The organism is Pedobacter sp., assembly GCF_965279535.1.
Classification (GTDB): Bacteria; Bacteroidota; Bacteroidia; order Sphingobacteriales; family Sphingobacteriaceae; genus Pedobacter.
The window spans coordinates 1,770,093-1,788,577 of the sequence record NZ_OZ257244.1 but is presented as its reverse complement, the minus strand read 5'-3'; the positions used below and the strand labels follow the sequence as shown (position 1 = coordinate 1,788,577).

Below are 18,485 nucleotides of genomic sequence, written 5' to 3'. Positions count from 1 at the left end.
ACATGAAGAAACTTTTATCCGCTATATTAACTATAGCCAGCTCAACCTATGCCTTAGCTCAAGAGGCGCCAACATCTCCACTGGAATTTTCAGGATCGGTAGATACTTACTTTAAATACGATTTTGCGAAACAACCAAACATTACCACCTCCTTTGCCAGTGATCACAATTCAGTATCATTGGGAATGATTGACCTTGTATTAAAGAAAAAAACAGGCAAAGCTTCATTCGTAGGTGAAATTTCTTTTGGTCCCAGAGGGCAAACGCAATCAATTCCTGATGAAGCGGCAAATGGTTCTTCGTTTCACATTCAGAACTTATATGTGAATTATGATTTCACGGATCAGTTCTCCATGACAGCCGGTTACATGGGTACTTTCATCGGATATGAAGTAATTTCTCCGGTAGGAAACTTTAACTACTCAACTTCTTATTTGTTCACCAGCGGGCCCTTCCAAAACGCAGGTATTAAAGCCACTTATAAATTCTCTGATAAAGTGAGTTTAATGGCTGGATTATTTAACGATTGGAATGTTTACAGTGCTACAAGAGGTGTATCGAGTATTGGTGGACAGTTAATGGTGTCGCCAGTAGAAGGCTGGACAGCTTATTTAAATGTTTTATCTGGATTAAGTGGTTACGGATATGGAACCATAGAAGATTTAACTACTTCTTACCAGATTACAGATAAGTTTAAATTGGGTTTGAACGCTGCGAATTATGACATAGATAATGATGGCGGTGGTTATGCAGGTGTTGCATTATACCCACAGTATGCGGTAGCTGATGCTGTAACTTTAGGTTTGAGAGGTGAATACTTCAAAACTAAAGACGTGGGCACTACTGCAGGAACTGCTTTTACCAGTGTTACACTTACTGCAAATATCAAATCTGGTGGATTAACCTTCATTCCAGAGGTGAGATTAGATCACAATAAAGATCTTCCATTTGTAAAAAGTAATGGCGGGGCTGCTCCAAATGCTGGTCAGTTCAGCTTAGCCGCAGTTTACGCTTTTTAATAAAAATAATTTACTCAGAATTAAAAGCCGCCGGAATCTAACTGGCGGCTTTTTAGTATCTTTAAAATCAATAATATTATCCTACCATGAAGCAGTTCCTCATTATCTTATTTGTTTTGTTATCCGCTAAACTTTGGGCGCAACAAAAGTCTTTTCCTTTGGATGATAACGGGAAATATATCTACTATAAGGTTGTGGATTCGCAATCTGTTAACAGGGATAGTTTAATGCTTCGTGCAAGAGGCTTTATCACTAAAAACAAGCAGTATATTTCCACAGAAAATGCTTCTGATACAGCAATCACCGCAAAAGGGAAAACAATTATTGATAAAACGGTGCTGGTAGCTTCCCATCCCAGCGGTGAGGTAAAATATTCATTCAACTTCGAAGTACGTCCGGGTAAATACCGTTACTGGTTTAGCAATTTTGAATTTATTCCTTATCAGCGTGACCGCTATGGTAATTATGTGGCTACAAAGAATATTGGAACTCCATTGGAAAGAAGCCCAAGCAAACTGGCTGCGGCAGAATGGAAAGCGATTTTAGCCAGTGCTTATACTAAAATTGATAAGATTGCAGCTGATTTTCAAAAATCCTTAGCCACAGAGCGTAAGCCACAGGCGAGAAAGAAGGAGGAGAAGATTTCTGTTAAGAAATGGTAAGGGAACAATTGTGTAATTGTTTAACTGACTAAATGATTCACTGTTTAATTGTAAGTTATAATTTGCCGAAGAGAGATTCGACTTTTTTAAAACGGTAATCGAATATTGCTTTTATTTTTTTATTCACTATCACAGCATTCGCAACACTGCCGATAGGTCCCCAGCCAATGCCGTAATGGAGGATATCGCGCATGTTTACACCTCCGTCAATCGCTTCAAATTGGTGATAATGGTGCCAAAATGCAAAAGGCCCAAAGCGTTGCTCATCAATAAAATAGCTTAAATCTTTTACGTGGGTAATTTCTGTAACCCAGTTTAACTTGATGCCAAATAAGGGAGCTACCTTATAGGTGATAATCATTCCTGCGTACATTTTTTCATCTTTATCTATCGGTGATGTGACATCAAATGTCATGTCTGCAGGTGTAATATCTGCCAGGTTCAATGGCGAAGAGAAAAAATCCCAGGCTTTTTCAATCGGCACCGGGATTTTCTGGTTAAATTCTAATCTATATGTTTTCAAAATGTTTTTTATGGAGAACAGTTGAATGGCCATTTTGTTGCTGGCAGTTCAATAATTCTCACTTTGCTTTGTTTATTGCCTCAATGCACCATCTTATCAGCACAGGTAGAGCTTGCAAAGGCTTCTGGTTTGGCTTTGAAAATGAATCCCATGCTTAAGATATAACCCATCGCATCATTTAATGCCTTATTTGATTTGAATGAGGGGTTGGTGTTGATATCAGCATGCACTTCTAAAGCTACATCATAAATATCCAATAAATCACAAATGGAATAAGCTGTTTCGATAGATTTTTGCACTTCCATTAACATTCTTTCTTTAATACTAACCTGCTGGGTGCTTTTTTCTTGATGGATGTACATAAAACCTCCATGATGTTCTCTCAAAAGTACGATAACAGTAGCAAAATCGGTTGTTGCTCCTTTTACCTGTGAGTCTGTTCCGATGCATACTTTTAGCTTAAAGCCATTTTCTGTTTCTCTGATGATTGCTTTTTCAACTTCTTCCAGAATGGTAGAATGAATGATTTCTCCGCTGAATTTTTTCCAGGTCATACGCTATGTTTTTGAGGTTAACAAGTGGTAATCAGGTTTTTAATAAAAATAAGCGCTATAAATTAAATATATGTTAACAGGAAATGGTTTATTTGCTAACAAAAAGTTAGTTATCAACAAGTTACTTAAAATTTCCTGTTATTGACGGATATTTTGAAACAAATGACAGATCGTATCGTTGTATTTAGAACAACAAAATTAATTTCTTATGAATACTGAACTTATCTATGAACTTCAATTGTTGCAGCAAAGTCGGGTTAACAAATTTGCTGAAGAACTAACTGATCATTTTATGTCTTCTGTCGAGGCAGTGAATGAGAAATTCGCTTCATCAATTTCTAAGCGGGGGAGCATGTTAATGTTGTTGGAAAGCAAGTTGAGTTTCTCTACGCTTAAAAAATTAAGACAGCGTTTTTTTAAGAAATAAGAATGGTTTTATGGGTGCGGCTTGGAGGAAGAAGCCCTACAGGACTGTTTTGCCTTAAAATATTTAATAATACGTTTGAAAAATTTATAGATGCGCATGCATATTGCATAGTTTCGATGCATAATCTAACTATGCCGATGTGCGATGTAACTATATTGCTTCGTAATTTAACTGTACGGATGCACATATTGAAAGGAAACTTGCCTATATTAACTAGCCGGATAGATTTATTTACATGAAGGATCGGTATATATAATTTTCCCTTGCTTCCATATCACACCCAATCTAAAATCGTACATCTAATGTCTAAAATGGTACGTACCTTTATAGCCAAATGTTAGAAAAAGCCTTAAAGAGATTAAATATTACTGCATTAAATAAGATGCAGGAAACCGCGCTGAAATCGGCTGGTACAGGTCAGGATATTGTACTTGTTGCACCTACCGGCTCAGGTAAGACTTTAGCCTTTCTGTTACCCTTAATACAGCGGTTAAAGACAGAAGTTAAGGGTGTTCAGGCCTTAATTTTAACCCCTTCCAGAGAGTTGGCTTTACAAATTGAACAAGTATTTAAGCAATTGGGTACGCCATTTAAGGTAAATTGCTGCTATGGTGGCCACTCGGTTAGAATTGAAAAGAATAATCTGGCGCACCCGCCTGCAGTGCTAATTGGAACACCTGGCAGAATTGCTTACCACCTGGAGTATAATAATTTCGATGAATCAGAGATTACCTGCCTTATCTTAGACGAGTTTGATAAGTCGCTGGAGTTTGGTTTTGAATCTGATATGTCCTATATCACTAATTCCCTTCGTTCAGTTAATCAGAAGATATTAACTTCTGCTACTAAAATGGCGGAGTTTCCGGCTTTTTTGGCTCTTGAAAAACCAATAGAAATAGATTTTACTGAACATTTACCTGCAAAGCCTGATTTGACCTTAAAAAAGGTAATTGCGCCTGCGGCTGATAAACTGGATGTACTGTTTAGATTATTGAGTAAGATAGGTGATGCGAACACACTTGTTTTTTGTAACCACAGGGAAACGGTAGACCGGATAAGTGATTTGCTTTTTGAACATGGCCTGGGGCATGACGTTTTTCATGGTGGTATGGAGCAGATTGATCGGGAGAAAGCACTGCTGAAGTTTAGAAATGGCAGCCATAAAATATTAATTACAACAGATTTGGCGGCAAGGGGATTGGATATACCCACTGTTGCCAATATTGTTCATTATCAATTGCCTTATACGGAAGACGCTTATATTCATAGAAATGGGCGTACAGCAAGGATGCATGCAAAAGGTACGGCTTATGCCATTTTAACTGAAGAGGAAAATTACAAGTATTTACCTGCAGATATAGAAACAGAGGTTCTGGCCGATCGTTATGATGTTCCTGAAGTGAGTGAGTGGGTGACGCTGTATATTCCGAACGGCAAAAAAGATAAAATAAATAAAATAGATATAGTAGGCGTATTCTTGCAAAAGGGGAGACTGGCAAAAGATGATCTGGGTTTAATTGAAGTTAAAGATTCATCAAGCTATGTTGCGGTAAAAAGGGACAAGGCGGAAGAGTTGCTGAAAAATTTAAGCAACGAGAAAATCAAGGGCAAAAAATTAAAGTTGGCAATAGCAAAATAAGAACAGCTTATTTCAGTTTAATTGTAACAAAGTAAATTTTTCTATTTCTAATTTAAGTAATAATCAATAAGCCGGGCAAAACCAGCACAACAATATATTTATGAGTAACAACGATATACTAAAGAAACTACGCGTAGCGCTATCATTAAAAACTGAAGATATTATTACCATTTGCGATCTTGTAGGATTTAAGGTAACCAAAGCAGAATTAGGCGATATATTTAGAAATGAAGATCACGAGAATTTTAAACCTTGTGGTGATCAGATCTTGCGTAACTTTTTAAATGGCCTGGTTATTTATAAAAGGGGACCTAGAGATGAGAAAAAGCAATAAAATATGCTTTTTATTATTTTTCATAGTGCTAACGTTCTCTTTTAACGCTTTCTCTCAAACCGCCATTAAAGTTTCCGGAACTGTAGTTGATTCGCTTAATAAACCCATAGATGGGGTTAGTATTAAGTTGATCGGCGATAAAGACACTTTAAGAACACACACTGACGCCAGCGGAAACTTCAGCTTTTCGAAAGTTAAACATCATCATTTTTACCTATCGCTCATGGCTTTAGGGTATAAATCTCAAGCCGCTGTTTTTGAGGTTGACCGGGGTAAAAAAAGTATTGTTCTTGAACCCATATCACTTAAAACTGAATCTATTTTGCTTCAGGATGTTGAAATTAAGGTAAAAGTAGATCCAATCAGAATTAAGAAGGATACCATTGAGTATAATGCTGCAGCCTATACTATCAGAGAAAATGACAAGGTGGAAGACTTGCTGAAACAGCTTCAGGGTGTTGAGGTTGATGATGCCGGTAGGGTAAAGGCAATGGGTAAAAAGATGACTAAACTTCGCGTTAACGGGGAGGATTTTTTTACCAACAACGTTGAAGATTACATCCGGCAGTTGCCAGCAGATATTATCGCGAAACTTCAGGTGATAGATGATTATGGTGATGAGGCTAATTTTACCGGAATTAAAATAGGTCAACCTCAAAAAATGCTCAATCTGGTAACCAAGCCCGAAATGGGTAAAGGTGTATTTGGCAGCCTATCTGAAAATTCTGGAACCAATAACGCACATAGTCTGAATTTAAATGGAAATGTTTGGGAAAAGGCTAACCAATTCGGCTTTGGGGGGAATGCTGGGTTAACCAGTAACCGGTTTAGCAAGGTAAATAACAATAGTTTTAATAGCAGTATCCGAAATAAAATTAATAAAAGCTTTAGCTATAACGCAGGGTATCGCCTTTCAAACAGTAATAATAAAGCTGTTCAAAGCTTTTTTACAGAGACTTTTAATCCTCAGGGAACAATATATGACCTCAGAGAGAGCCTGAATCAAACGAAGTTGTTAAATAATTCTTTAAGCCTGGGCTTAAATGGCTCTAACAATAAAAACTATTTAAGTTTATCTTTATCGGGTGCTTTAAACAGTAATCGTAATGATGCAAATTCTGTATCAAACAAGACCGGGCTTATTAAGCAAGATTTGTTATCGAATGCTCATGTCAAAAGTAAAAACCCTGGCATTAGTGGCGATTTAAATTGGTCTAGGCGATTAACCAATACCAAACGTTCTTTATCTGTAGGGCTAAATTTTGGAAGAAATGAGGGGCAATCTGAAAGCGATATCAGTGATATCATTAAATATTATAATGAGAGTACGAGTGTTCTGGTGAAAGATTCTTTATTAAACCGGTTGGTAAATAATAATACTATAAATTCTAATATCGGTGGAAGTATTCAGTTTTCTAATGCCATTAAGAATAAAGGGGATAGTACCAGCTACAGTTATTTGAGTATTTCTTACCGGTTTTCTGCAAGCAGAACACAAAATGTACAAAAAACAACAGTGGCTTCGCAATTAGGAGAACAAGTTCCAATCGACTCGTTAGGGCAAGATTATATTTCAAACTTTATTAATCAAAGTATAGGTTTAGGTTATAATAGTAACCAGGAAAAACTGAGTTATGGTTTTGGGCTTACCTTTTCGCCAAGTGTTATCCTGGGAGAGTATGCTTCTACTGGTCAGCGATTAAAAAATTACCAATTTAACTTCACACCCAGTGGTAATATCAATTATCAATTGAAAGAGAACAGTAATCTTGGCTTCAATTACAGTGGTTATACCAGCACACCTGATTTTAATAAGCTTCAGCCAATACGGAATACGAATGACGTGCAGAATATTACTATTGGCAACCCTAATTTAAAGGCCACTTCAAGCCATACAGCCGATTTAAGCTATAACCAGTTTGGGCTCAAGGGAGGTTTTAGTATGATGGTTGGTATCTCAGGAACGTTTGCCTTCAACAGTGTAGTGAGTAATACTGTTTTTTTAACCGATACCCTGGATAACCTCAAACAGCAAACCACCTTTGAAAATGTTAATGGCATTTATAATATTGATGCAAACTATTCTTTAAGCAAAAGATTCTTAGAGGAAAAGCTTATTGTATCCTGGAATGGGAATGTTGGCTATTCGCACAATGTGTTTTATACAGATGATGTATTGAACATGAGCAGTGGAATTAATGTTATCAACTCGTTCAGGGTTAATATGAACCAGAAAAAGTACAGCTTTACTGCAAATACAGCTTATAGTTATAGTTCTAATACTTATTCGGTACTCAACCAAAACATTAGCAATGTTCAAATTGTTAGCCTGGGTGTTTCCGGATCCTGGATTTTTAGCCCAAAGTTTAAAATCAATGGTACTGCTTCTAAGAGTTTTAATTTTGGGTACAGAATAAATCAGGGAAATCCCCTATTTGTTAACATAGGAGCAACCGGATCATTTTTAAAGGATAACAGGTTAACACTTACAGTTATGGCGAACGATTTGTTTAACCAGGGCGTATTGTTCCGTTCGAGTATCAACAATAATTCCATCTCAGAAAACAGAACCCGGTTTATAAGCAGGTATGTACAGTTTAGTTTAGCCTATAACATCAACCAGTTTGGTGGTAAAAAGGGACTGGGACTGAAGGTTAGGAAATGATTGAGTTATTGAATGAGTGGATGAGTGAATGATAGAATTAATACATGTTTGGGCTGGCTGAGACAAAAAAAGCTCCATTTCTGGAGCTTCTTATTTAACCTAATTTTTTATATCTGATGCGTTTCGGTGTAACATCACCTAAGCGTTTCTTGCGATTCTCTTCGTAGTCGGAGTAATTTCCTTCAAAGAAATAAACTTCTGAATTACCTTCGAATGCCAGGATATGTGTACAGATACGGTCTAAGAACCACCTGTCGTGACTAATCACTACGGCACAGCCACCAAAGTTTTCCAATGCCTCTTCTAATGCTCGAAGTGTGTTTACATCGATATCATTGGTTGGCTCATCGAGCAAAAGTACGTTTGCACCTTTTTTCAAAGTAATAGCCAGGTGAACACGGTTTCTTTCTCCTCCGGATAGAATGCCAACCTTTTTCTGTTGATCGCCTCCATTAAAGTTAAACTTAGAAACGTAGGCCCGGCCATTAACCGCTTTATTACCCAATTGGATATTGTCTAAACCATCAGTAATATTTTCGTAAACAGTTTTATCGGCGTCTAAATCATTGTGCATTTGATCTACGTAACCCAATTCAACGGTTTCACCCACCCTGAATGTTCCTGCATCAGCCTCTTCCTGTCCGGTAATTAACCTGAACAAAGTGGTTTTACCTGCACCATTCGGCCCAATAATACCAACTATACCTGCAGGAGGAAGAGCGAAAGTAAGGTTGTCGAAAAGAACTTTATCACCATAAGATTTCGTAACATTGGTGGCCTCGATTACTACATTACCTAAACGTGGACCTGGTGGAATAAATAGCTCCAGTTTGTCTTCTCTTTCTCTCGAATCTTCTGAAGCTAATTTTTCATAATTGCTTAAACGGGCTTTGGATTTTGCATGACGTGCTTTTGGCGCCATACGTACCCATTCCAATTCGCGTTCTAAAGTTTTCTGGCGTTTGCTTTCTGTTTTTTCTTCCTGTGATAAACGTTTCGCTTTTTGATCTAACCAACTGCTGTAATTTCCTTTCCATGGAATGCCTTCACCACGGTCTAGTTCTAGAATCCAGCCTGCAACGTTGTCAAGGAAATACCTGTCGTGGGTAACGGCGATAACCGTTCCTTCATAGTTTTGGAGGAACTGCTCTAACCAATCGATACTTTCTGCATCCAGGTGGTTGGTTGGCTCATCCAATAACAATACGTCCGGATGTTGCAACAATAAACGGCACATGGCTACGCGGCGGCGCTCTCCTCCGGATAATACTCCAATTTTAGTATCTGGATCCGGACAACGTAGCGCATCCATTGCACGCTCTAGTTTGTTGTCGATTTCCCAAGCTCCTGTTGCATCTATTTTGTCTTGAAGCTCTCCTTGTCTGGCCAGGAGTTTATCCATCGCATCTGCGTCTTCATAAACTTCCGGTAATCCGAACTTTTCGTTGATTTCTTCGTATTCTTTTAAAACAGCAGTAATTTCTGCTACGCCTTCTTCTACTACTTCACGTACTGTTTTCTCAGGATCTAAAATAGGCTCCTGGGCTAAATAACCTACAGAGTAACCTGGAGAAAAAACCACTTCACCCTGATAAGATTTATCTAAACCAGCAATAATTTTTAATAAGGATGATTTACCAGAACCATTTAAACCGATAACACCGATTTTGGCCCCGTAAAAGAAAGAAAGGTATATATTTTTTAAAACCTGTTTTTGTGGGGGGTAAATCTTATTTACACCCGCCATTGAAAATATGATTTTCTCGTCTGACATGTTACTTTATACTATTTAAAGGATATTATAATGATAAGGAATTAAATTTCCCAAAGGCTACAAAGATAAGGAAGGCAAGCGGGTAACCAAATGGTTTATCAAGTATATGATAACTTTCCAGGGGTGATGAAAGAATCTACCTGGAAAGCTGATTTATCCGGAACTTTTTGCTCCCTTTATGTGATGGGTAAAATGACCTTGAACTGAGTCCCTTTTTGACCGTCTGAATCGATTTCGAGTTTTCCCTGTAACCCATCAATAAGGTGTTTGACCATTAAAAGGCCAAAACCATAACCTTGCTCGCCATTACTACCCGAAGAAGAATTTTTTTCTCCATAAAGAATCATGTGTATGGCTTCAGCATTCAGGCCTGGTCCACTGTCTGAAACACCTATTATGAGGTTTTTCCCATCCGAATCCATTTTAAGTCCAAGATCCACAGACACTGTGCCTGAAACAGGGGTGAATTTGATTGCATTTGAAATTAAATTACCAGCTATTTGTAGCAGTTTGTTTTTTGCAAAAGGGATCTTATGATTTGTTGAGCTGATTTCAACCGTAAAATGAATGTCTTTGTTTCTGGCTTGTGGCCGGTAAAGTACATCGAGCTTTTCCTGCAATACTGTCAGATTAAATTCATCATTGGATAGTGCCGTGCTTTTCTGGTAATCTGTTGTCAGGATTTCATCGGCAAGTGTAAGCAGAGATTTACCGCTTTTCTGGATCATATTGATTAGATCGAGAATGTCATTCAATTGGTTTTTGTCTCCACGTTCACTAATTACTTCGGCAATACCAATAATGCCGGATAGTGGCCCACGAATATCATGGGCAATTTTCATATTGTTCTGTTTGGAATCTGTTAGCCTGTTCTTCAGTTCTTTTACTACTTTAATGGTATTGAGCCTGTTAACTATTTCATTGGCTATTAACCTGAGTAACTCTATCTTTTCAGGGCTGAGTTTTCTTGTATTTCTATCGAGTACGCAAAGTGCACCAATATTGCTTCCATCTGCTGTAGACAGTGGTAATCCAAAATAATAGCGCAGGCTTAATGGAGGAAATACAAAGGCTTTGTCGCGAAGTCGATCATCGAGAGTAAGATTTTCTACTTCGAAAAAATCTTTACCCATAATCGTATATTGGCAGGTAGACTCCTCTCTTGGTGTTTGTGATACATTGTCGAGCCCAAAACTGGATATAGACCAGGTAGTATAGCTATCAATCAGATTTACCACTGATATTTCCGAATCAGAAACCCTGGCTGCCAGTTCAGTTAGATCCTTGAAATTATCATTTAAATTAGAATAATCCAGATCGAAATCCGATAGGCTAATTAGTCTTTCAAATTCATTACTGGGAATTGGGTTTAGTTGGGATGACATATCGATTATTATGGTTCTGATGGATTATTCCTTAGTGAATGTAGTTTTTTTTAACGGTTGTAAATATAGGATTTATGACAAGGCTCTTCTCATCTGACGTAAATTTTTATATCTTCGGGCAAAATCCCGATATGAAAATTATAATCGCTGAGGATGATGAACTGATGCTTAAAACCATCCAGCTTCGTCTCCGCAAAGATGGTCATGACGTTATTTGCTGCCAGAATGGATTGGAAGCATTGGAACAAATTGAACAATTGAGACCTGATTTGATCATCTCTGATATCATGATGCCTTTTGTTACCGGTTTGGAGATTGTAGGGACGGTTAAGCAAAGTTATAGTCCGGAAATCCCCATTATTATCCTTTCCGGAATGGGGCAGGAAGAAGTAGTTTTGGAAGCTTTTCAGTTGGGAGCTGATGATTTTATAACCAAGCCATTCAGCCCAAGCGAACTATCTGTACGGGTGAAAAGGTTCGCCTTGCGTATGAAATAATGAACTATTTTATCCTTTTTTCTTTAGTCTTTTTTGTCGTTTCTCTTGTACTTATTATATATGTAATCCTAAAAGCAACGGTAAGCAAATTAAGACACAGAAAACGGGCGAAATGGAAGAACATGTGTGATCTTCTGGTGAGGAATGCCATCTTTAGGGAACCAGGACAGGCTGATGAACCGATCAGGATTACATTGAGGATGCAAAAACTGCTGGGCAACCGAAACTTTAGAAAGCTACTCACGCGTCAGCTGCTGATTGCCCGGAAAAATATTCTTGGACTTTCATCCTTACCTTTAAAGCACCTTTACCTCCAGCTCGGACTAGAACAATATGCCTTAAAGCAATTAAAAAGTCCTCATTGGCATCGCAAAGCCATGGCATTGCAAGAGATTGGTTTAATGGATTTAAAAAACCTGCTGACTAAAATTTACCGATATAGTAATCATAAGAATGAGTTGGTTCGAGCTGAAGCGCAGGTAGCCATCATCAAGCTGTATGGTTTTGAAGGATTGCGCTTTTTGGACGTAATATCCTATCAGCTTACCGCCTGGCAGCAGATTAAGTTACTCAATGAGCTTTCATTGCTCCCGGCGAAAAATTTTAGTGGAATTGACAAGTGGCTACAGTCTACCAATTCGAGTGTGGTAATGTTTTCGCTTAAACTTGCAGGTAATTACAGGCGTTTTGAGCTGTATTCCTATGTTTTACCTCATTTGGAAAGTGCTCAGGAAAACATCAGATTGGAAGCTATTAATTGTTTGCGCAAATGGGAAGCTGAAGAAAGTATGCAATATCTTTTTATGTTTTTCCCACAGGAAACACTTCCAAATCAGCTCGCCATTGCACGGGCTTTTCAATTTATTGCAGGCCAAGATGATGTTCCACATCTGATCAAATTATTAGATACACCGCATAATGAACTTAAGCGTTGCCTGGTCAGATCAATAGCCCAGATCGAATTTGCTGCACTCGAAACTTTAAAGTATTCTGAAATGGCCGACGAAGTATTGTTTTCTATTATTAAGCAGGTGGAAGGAGAAAAACGAGGATGAGCTGGCAAAGTATTCTGGTAGATTTTTTTAGTTATGGGCTATTGGCATATTCTATTGTGCTCATTTCATTCTACCTCTTTATAGCCCTTTATTCTATTGGTGAGGTAAGAACTTATATGCTGAAAAACAGGTTTACCGATTACCGGCTTCTGGCCAGTTCAGAACAGGCGCCGGGAATTAGTATTTTGGCCCCCGCTTATAACGAGGGTGCCAATATTGTAGAAAATGTACGTTCCTTGCTCAGTATCCATTATGCCAATCTCGAACTCATTATCGTTAATGATGGTAGTAAGGACGATTCATTGGCAAAACTGATAGAAGCTTACGATCTGTGCAAGATTGATTATTTTGTTAATGAACAAATCCATACTAAACCTGTAAGGGGTATTTATAAAAGTAAAAAAAGCATATTCAAGAAGCTGATTGTTGTAGATAAAGAAAACGGTGGCAAAGCAGATGCACTGAATGTAGGAATTAATGTTTCGCAGAAAGATTATATTGTTTGTATTGATGTAGATTGTATTCTGGAACAGGATGCGTTGCTCAAACTCGCAAAGCCCTTTTTAGAAAACACTAAAAAGCGGGTGATCGCAACAGGTGGTGTTGTGCGCATTGCCAATAGCTGTGAAGTTAAAGGAGGTAAACTGGTTAAGGTAAATTTACCTGAATCGTTTCTTCCAAGGGTGCAAACGCTGGAGTATATCCGTTCATTTCTTTTGGGCCGCATGGCCTGGTCGCGATTAAATGGCCTGCTGTTAATATCCGGTGCGTTTGGTGCTTTTGATCGTGAAATAGCCATCAAAGCTGGAGGATATGATCATAGCACTGTTGGGGAAGATATGGAGCTTGTAGTTAGGATGCGCAGGTATATGGAAGAACTTAATGTTCCCTATGTAGTGAGCTTCATCCCCGATCCATTGTGCTGGACAGAAGCTCCCGCTTCGTTCAAAATTTTAGGACGGCAACGCAATCGTTGGACACGTGGGACAATTGAAACACTTAATATCCACAAGAAGATGTTCTTTAATCCCAGGTATCGCATACTGGGTATGCTGAGTTATCCCTATTGGTTCTTTTTTGAATTTCTGTCTCCAATTATTGAGTTTTTGGGCTTTGTATTGTTTATTTTGTTTAGCATTTTGGGCTTAACAGAATGGAAATTCTTTTTAACATTGTTTTTGCTTGTTTTCAGCTTTGGCTTTCTTTACTCTGTATTTGCCATATTTATGGAAGCGTTAACCTATAATCAGTATAAACGACGTAAAGATATTCTAAGGCTTGTTTTTGCAGCTTTCACTGAAGCATTTGTTTTTCATCCTTTTGTAGTATGGTCAGCAATAAAGGGGAACATAGATCTTTTAAGAAAAAAGAACTCCTGGGGAGAAATGACCAGAGCAGGCTTTTCAGGCCCAAATAAAAAGTAATTATTCATGCGTAAAAGAGATATTATTGAGCGTTTGCCCATACGCAAAATCATCGATTCAGCCACTAAGTTTTTCCCTTTGATGGTTATATGGGTACTGTTGATTGTGTTAATATCTATACTGGAACAGCTTTTAACCGGCATTACCCATGGTTTTTCTGACGAACGTGGTCTGGTATTGCGGAGTTTGGTAAATGGTACTTTATTTGCAATCTATTCTTCTGCAATAATTTATCCTATTTTCTTTATTCTTTATCTTATCTCTGAAAAGGTTGCATCAGTAATGGCAATCTCTGTGCTCGTTATTTTTGCAATGATTTCCTTATTGCTTATATTTTATTTTAATACTGCTTTGGTGCCTTTAGGGGCTGATCTCTACAGCTATTCTATAAAAGATATTCTGCAAACTACGGCCTCGTCAGGTGTGATTAGCGCAAGAAGTATTATCGGTTTTTTACTGTTCCTGGCTATTATATTTTTTCTTTTACGATACTTATCGCCTCATATCAAAATCAGTAGAAAAGTATCCGTTATCATACTCTGTACATTAATACTGTTTTTTCTTGTCAATCCGGCAGTACGTATGGGTGCTAATCGCTTTTCTTCAGAATATGCAAATAATCTAGCTACCAATAAATTGGCATATTTCCTTTCTTCTGGCAGCAGATATTTTTTGGATAGGGAAGCAGAAACTGATATTTATGCTGATAGCTACATCGGAGATTTTGGTATACAGTCAGCAGCCACTGATCAACTGTCGTATACCGATCCTGATCGCTATCCGTTTTTACATGTAGCTGGCGACAAGGAGGTGCTGGGGCCATTTTTTAATTCCGGAAAAAATCTCCCCAATTTTGTTTTTATAATAGTGGAAGGACTTGGAAGAGCCTTTAGCAATGATGATGCTTATTTGGGGAGTTTTACCCCTTTTATTGATTCGCTCTCTACGAAGAGCCTTTATTGGTCAAATTTTTTGAGTGCCGGTGGGAGAACCTTCGCTATTTTACCTTCTTTAATGGGCTCACTTCCTTTTGGTAAAGCAGGTTTTCTGGATATGGGCGAGCATATGCCTCCTCACCTCTCTCTTTATTCGATTTTAAAGCACAACGGTTACCATACTTCTTTTTATTATGGAGGGGATGCAGGTTTTGATAATATGAAGGATTTTCTTCGTTATAATAAGGTAGATGAGCTAAGGGATGTAGCGACTTTTCCAGGAGGATATACGCGTTTGCCACAACAGGCTAATGGTTTTAGCTGGGGGTATACGGATGACCAGTTATTCAGGTATTATTTGAATACACGTAATCCAAACGCTGAAAAACAACCGGAACTGAATGTAATGTTAACGGTGTCTACTCATGATCCGTTTTTAATCAACAATCAACAAAAATACCTCGATCTTTTCGAGAAACGTATGCAGCGTCTCGGTTTTTCAGCGGATAAAAAAGAGGCATACCGCCATTATAAACTTCAATATTCCAGCATTCTTTACCTGGATGAATCTCTTGAGCGTTTTTTTGCAAATTATCAGAAGAGAGCTGACTTTGCCAATACCATATTTATCATTACTGGTGATCACCGTATGCCGGAGATCCCAATGTCAACAAAAATAGATCGTTATCATGTACCACTCTTGATTTATTCTCCACTGCTGAAGCGGACGGCACGAATGGAATCTCTATCCACTCATTTTGATATTGCGCCAAGTTTGTTGACTTATCTAAAACGTCAATACCACATTCAGAGCCCTGATCAGGTTGCCTGGCTGGGGGCCGGCCTGGATACCTCAGTAAACTTCAGGAATATTCATGCTTATCCACTCATTCAAACCAAGACTGATCAGCTGGACTTTGTTATGGGAGAATATCACCTGAATGGACAACAGCTTTTTAAATTAGACAATAAGTTGCAGGAAAAACCTGTGGAGGATGAACAGCAGTTTAACCGTTTAAGCAATGCGTTTAAGGGTTTTAGGAAACGAAACAGTTTTATTCAGGCCGATAAACAAAACCTTTTGCCAGATTCACTAGTCAAAAAATACAGGATAGAGAAAAAATAATAATGTTTTTATTGTTCTTGTGAAGTTAAAATTTCAGTAAGCATAGGTCGATAGAAATTCCAGAAGAAGTTTTTGCGGTCCATGGTATCTGAAGTATCGTAAAATAGAAAGCTAAACCAGCTGATTCCCTTAAAGTAGGAAGAGGTTATGGATATCGGGTTATCGCAAAAGTCGCCAGAAAAATAATAGAAGCGATAGTCATTGCCCTGATGGCTAAGTACGGCAGGAAAGGTATTTGGAATGCCAAATTTGTTTAATTCCCGGACGCCTTCTTTGTTTGTAGAAATGTTAAATGTTGATACCACCTTGTTAACTGTGGTATCTGGTGCCATTACATCAAACCAAAAAGGGTAACTGATCCGTTGAGGAACGCCATATTTTTTTTGACCTTCCGTGCTGGTTTCAATATGTGGTACGGATTGTGAAAGATGTACATGGTCTTCTAAAATCACAACCGCTCCTCCGTCATTAACGAATGCAATTCCTGATTGGGAAAATTTCCATGCCTTGTGGTGTGTGGACTGGTAATTTTTGATCAGCCATTTTGGGAGTTCCTTGTTAACCAATGTATCGAGGCTGTTGAAGTACCTGGCTGTCCAGCCTGTCCAGTGTAAACCAAATAGTTTTTCGAATTTTGCCCTGTTTTCTGAATTAGTAGGTGAACCTATAGTATTATATTCTGTGATGATCAGTTTATGTTTTTTCTTCATTAACTCCAGTAATGATATGTCCTGATTGCTCAAACCTCCATAAATAAGGGAATTGGATGATGTTGCCGGAGTTTTGCTATGCCAGTCATCTTCATAAGTACCATAAGTGTCGGTGAAATAAACCGCATCGGCATCAGCACTCAATTGATTCAACTGCCCCTGATTAAAGCGCTCGAGTCCTTTGATCTGATACTTATCCTGCCCTTTTGGAAAAAAGCCAAAATAGTCTCTTGAAACTTCATAGGGTAAGCGACTGGTTTTGGTTAATTTTTCATGATTGAGAACCCAGTGGAGTGAAACGTGCTCCTGCCCGGTTTGGTTGGGCATCGTTTTGTCTATGATGGCTACAACAAGTTTTGTTTTGGGAAATAATGCCCAGGCCAATAACATCAGTATGGGAATAAAAAAAACTACTGTAATGCCCCAAAGGATTTTTTTAGATCTTTTTTCCATCAAAATCTTCTGATATATCCCAGGCCGATATCTAATTGATTTCCTTTTGTATCGCGCAGATATTCCTGGTTGTCTAATCCAACTTTAATATTAAAAATGTTTAAGCGTTCAACAGACATGCGGTAGGATAGGGAAATATTATTTGATTTCAGCTTATACTTTTGCGCGCCTATTAATACATTATTTCGCTGATCATCAGGAGATACGCCCGTACCTAATGCAATGCTGAGATAATCGTCCGCACCGCCTAAATAATAGCGCGTGGTAAGCGAAAACGACTGAGAAACAGATTCATTTGAAGGGGTAAGGTATGTTCTGAAATTAAACCAGAAATTTTTATAATACTTTCCAACCGAAGCGGTGTAAATCCAGACATCATCAGAGAAACGTAGGAACCTAAATCCGGCTTCAGCTTCAAAACTCAAAGGGAGACTGGTAAAAAGTGAAACTCCGGCCCTGTATCTGGCAAATACGCCTGTCTTGTCACCATAACCCAGGTTTACATAGGCCTGTAAATTAGAAGATATCCTTGGGTATGCATCTATTTCAAACTGTGTTCCATTATTGTTAAAGCGGTTAGCGTAATTAAATCTGCCGGTGATTGAACCCAGTTTGGTTTGCCTGGTATAGTCTAAATAGGCGAGGTGCCATGGCTGATCAAACTGTTTATCAAAATAGACAAAATTGTAACCGATTCCCATTTTGTTTAGGGAACTATTATCTTTAATTCTCATTGATAGCGCCCTGGCATCGGTGTTCGATGGATTTTTCTTCAAAACATTACTCAACACTTCGTCTGCCTGGGTCCATTCCTTCTCGTTATCCAGAATCTTTGCCTTTAACAACAACAGCTCTTCAGCTCCGGAATCCTGCACCAGGCCATTATTTACAATTTTTAGTGCCTCAATATTGTTATCGTTCCAATATTCCAGGTTACCCAGTGCCAAATAAGCATCAACAAATTTTGGATTTTGGGTGATAACGGTCTTAAAACTTGTTCTGGCACTATCGGTTTTCTTGCTCCAGGTGTACAAACGGCCTAAGAAAACGCGTATTTCTGAGTATTCAGGACTTTTCTCTAGCGCGATTTTACTTAGGTTAATTGCTTTTACATAATCTTTGTTGTCAAATGCAGCAGTGCGGGCCTGTTTGTAAAAGTCATCAGCAGACTGGGCACACAAAGCTAAGGGTATAATAAGGTAGGTAACCAATACCAGGAGTTTGCGATACATGTTATGGGATTAAATAAAACTCAAAGTTAATCAAATAACTAAAATTAGAAAGTATCAAATATTGCCAGCAA

General features: G+C 38.3%; 16 protein-coding genes. 10 read left to right on the top strand and 6 right to left on the bottom strand.

The annotated features are described in order from the left end of the window. The first annotated feature begins 2 nt into the window (after positions 1-2). Both ACQY77_RS07080 and ACQY77_RS07075 read left to right on the top strand, forming a co-directional pair. Positions 3-1,019: a porin gene (locus tag ACQY77_RS07080; RefSeq protein WP_421938683.1), complete on the top strand. Its 1,017-nt coding sequence runs from the start codon at positions 3-5 to the stop codon at positions 1,017-1,019. Positions 1,020-1,105: 86 nt separating this feature from the next. After that, positions 1,106-1,681: a DUF4468 domain-containing protein gene (locus ACQY77_RS07075; protein ID WP_421938684.1), complete on the top strand. Its 576-nt coding sequence runs from the start codon at positions 1,106-1,108 to the stop codon at positions 1,679-1,681. Positions 1,682-1,736: 55 nt separating this feature from the next. Here ACQY77_RS07075 and ACQY77_RS07070 read toward each other — a convergent pair whose 3' ends face one another. Further along, positions 1,737-2,204, bottom strand: a complete 468-nt coding sequence (locus ACQY77_RS07070; protein WP_421938685.1) for an SRPBCC family protein — start codon at positions 2,202-2,204, stop codon at positions 1,737-1,739. An 80-nt stretch (positions 2,205-2,284) separates the two neighbouring features. Beyond that, positions 2,285-2,758 carry a ribonuclease H-like YkuK family protein gene (locus ACQY77_RS07065; RefSeq protein ID WP_421938686.1) on the bottom strand — a complete coding sequence of 158 codons (474 nt, stop codon included), beginning with the start codon at positions 2,756-2,758 and terminating at the stop codon, positions 2,285-2,287. 208 nt (positions 2,759-2,966) lie between these two features. Here ACQY77_RS07065 and ACQY77_RS07060 point away from each other — a divergent pair, with 208 nt between their 5' ends. From ACQY77_RS07060 to ACQY77_RS07045, 4 genes are all read left to right on the top strand, one after another. Continuing rightward, entirely contained in the window at positions 2,967-3,185 is a 219-nt protein-coding gene (locus ACQY77_RS07060; RefSeq protein WP_421938687.1) for a hypothetical protein, read from the top strand. Between the two features lie 334 nt (positions 3,186-3,519). Then, the gene (locus ACQY77_RS07055) at positions 3,520-4,824 is read left to right on the top strand and encodes a DEAD/DEAH box helicase (protein WP_421938688.1); all 1,305 of its coding nucleotides are present in this window, start codon (positions 3,520-3,522) and stop codon (positions 4,822-4,824) included. Positions 4,825-4,924: 100 nt separating this feature from the next. After that, positions 4,925-5,158 carry a DUF1456 family protein gene (locus ACQY77_RS07050; protein WP_029274124.1) on the top strand — a complete coding sequence of 78 codons (234 nt, stop codon included), beginning with the start codon at positions 4,925-4,927 and terminating at the stop codon, positions 5,156-5,158. Beyond that, positions 5,142-7,823, top strand: a complete 2,682-nt coding sequence (locus ACQY77_RS07045; RefSeq protein ID WP_421938689.1) for an outer membrane beta-barrel protein — start codon at positions 5,142-5,144, stop codon at positions 7,821-7,823. Before ACQY77_RS07050 ends, ACQY77_RS07045 begins: the two co-directional genes overlap by 17 nt. Positions 7,824-7,917: 94 nt before the next feature. On the opposite strand, the gene ettA is transcribed toward ACQY77_RS07045, so the two are convergent. Together ettA and ACQY77_RS07035 are read right to left on the bottom strand one after the other, a co-directional pair. Continuing rightward, positions 7,918-9,597 carry an energy-dependent translational throttle protein EttA gene (gene ettA / locus ACQY77_RS07040; protein WP_421938690.1) on the bottom strand — a complete coding sequence of 560 codons (1,680 nt, stop codon included), beginning with the start codon at positions 9,595-9,597 and terminating at the stop codon, positions 7,918-7,920. 176 nt (positions 9,598-9,773) lie between these two features. Further along, positions 9,774-10,982, bottom strand: coding sequence for a GAF domain-containing sensor histidine kinase (locus ACQY77_RS07035; RefSeq protein WP_421938691.1), 1,209 nt, complete (start codon positions 10,980-10,982; stop codon positions 9,774-9,776). A gap of 131 nt (positions 10,983-11,113) precedes the next feature. On the opposite strand from ACQY77_RS07035, the gene ACQY77_RS07030 reads away from it, so the two are divergent. The 4 genes from ACQY77_RS07030 to ACQY77_RS07015 all read left to right on the top strand — a co-directional run bounded on the left by ACQY77_RS07030 (position 11,114) and on the right by ACQY77_RS07015 (position 16,019). Further along, positions 11,114-11,479, top strand: coding sequence for a response regulator transcription factor (locus tag ACQY77_RS07030; protein WP_421938692.1), 366 nt, complete (start codon positions 11,114-11,116; stop codon positions 11,477-11,479). Between the two features lie 122 nt (positions 11,480-11,601). Further along, positions 11,602-12,534 carry a HEAT repeat domain-containing protein gene (locus ACQY77_RS07025; protein WP_421938693.1) on the top strand — a complete coding sequence of 311 codons (933 nt, stop codon included), beginning with the start codon at positions 11,602-11,604 and terminating at the stop codon, positions 12,532-12,534. Beyond that, positions 12,531-13,958 (top strand): glycosyltransferase family 2 protein, encoded by a 1,428-nt coding sequence (locus ACQY77_RS07020; RefSeq protein WP_421938694.1) that lies wholly within the window; start codon positions 12,531-12,533, stop codon positions 13,956-13,958. The genes ACQY77_RS07025 and ACQY77_RS07020 overlap by 4 nt, the downstream gene beginning before the upstream one ends. Positions 13,959-13,964: 6 nt before the next feature. Further along, on the top strand, positions 13,965-16,019 hold the full coding sequence (locus tag ACQY77_RS07015) for an LTA synthase family protein (RefSeq protein WP_421938695.1): 2,055 nt from the start codon (positions 13,965-13,967) through the stop codon (positions 16,017-16,019). An 8-nt stretch (positions 16,020-16,027) separates the two neighbouring features. Here ACQY77_RS07015 and ACQY77_RS07010 read toward each other — a convergent pair whose 3' ends face one another. Both ACQY77_RS07010 and ACQY77_RS07005 read right to left on the bottom strand, forming a co-directional pair. Beyond that, positions 16,028-17,182, bottom strand: a complete 1,155-nt coding sequence (locus tag ACQY77_RS07010; protein ID WP_421938696.1) for a hypothetical protein — start codon at positions 17,180-17,182, stop codon at positions 16,028-16,030. Beyond that, positions 17,182-18,414 carry a YaiO family outer membrane beta-barrel protein gene (locus tag ACQY77_RS07005; RefSeq protein ID WP_421938697.1) on the bottom strand — a complete coding sequence of 411 codons (1,233 nt, stop codon included), beginning with the start codon at positions 18,412-18,414 and terminating at the stop codon, positions 17,182-17,184. Before ACQY77_RS07005 ends, ACQY77_RS07010 begins: the two co-directional genes overlap by 1 nt. Positions 18,415-18,485 lie beyond the last annotated feature (71 nt).

Bases quoted from the DNA above. Each gene is read 5' to 3' on its own strand.
- ettA (WP_421938690.1), bottom strand. From the start codon at position 9,597: ATGTCAGACGAGAAAATCATATTTTCAATGGCGGGTGTAAATAAGATT.
- ACQY77_RS07010 (WP_421938696.1), bottom strand. From the start codon at position 17,182: ATGGAAAAAAGATCTAAAAAAATCCTTTGGGGCATTACAGTAGTTTTT.
- ACQY77_RS07045 (WP_421938689.1), top strand. From the start codon at position 5,142: ATGAGAAAAAGCAATAAAATATGCTTTTTATTATTTTTCATAGTGCTA.
- ACQY77_RS07080 (WP_421938683.1), top strand. From the start codon at position 3: ATGAAGAAACTTTTATCCGCTATATTAACTATAGCCAGCTCAACCTAT.
- ACQY77_RS07035 (WP_421938691.1), bottom strand. From the start codon at position 10,982: ATGTCATCCCAACTAAACCCAATTCCCAGTAATGAATTTGAAAGACTA.
- ACQY77_RS07075 (WP_421938684.1), top strand. From the start codon at position 1,106: ATGAAGCAGTTCCTCATTATCTTATTTGTTTTGTTATCCGCTAAACTT.
- ACQY77_RS07015 (WP_421938695.1), top strand. From the start codon at position 13,965: ATGCGTAAAAGAGATATTATTGAGCGTTTGCCCATACGCAAAATCATC.
- ACQY77_RS07055 (WP_421938688.1), top strand. From the start codon at position 3,520: ATGTTAGAAAAAGCCTTAAAGAGATTAAATATTACTGCATTAAATAAG.
- ACQY77_RS07060 (WP_421938687.1), top strand. From the start codon at position 2,967: ATGAATACTGAACTTATCTATGAACTTCAATTGTTGCAGCAAAGTCGG.
- ACQY77_RS07025 (WP_421938693.1), top strand. From the start codon at position 11,602: ATGTGTGATCTTCTGGTGAGGAATGCCATCTTTAGGGAACCAGGACAG.
- ACQY77_RS07005 (WP_421938697.1), bottom strand. From the start codon at position 18,414: ATGTATCGCAAACTCCTGGTATTGGTTACCTACCTTATTATACCCTTA.
- ACQY77_RS07050 (WP_029274124.1), top strand. From the start codon at position 4,925: ATGAGTAACAACGATATACTAAAGAAACTACGCGTAGCGCTATCATTA.
- ACQY77_RS07030 (WP_421938692.1), top strand. From the start codon at position 11,114: ATGAAAATTATAATCGCTGAGGATGATGAACTGATGCTTAAAACCATC.
- ACQY77_RS07065 (WP_421938686.1), bottom strand. From the start codon at position 2,758: ATGACCTGGAAAAAATTCAGCGGAGAAATCATTCATTCTACCATTCTG.
- ACQY77_RS07020 (WP_421938694.1), top strand. From the start codon at position 12,531: ATGAGCTGGCAAAGTATTCTGGTAGATTTTTTTAGTTATGGGCTATTG.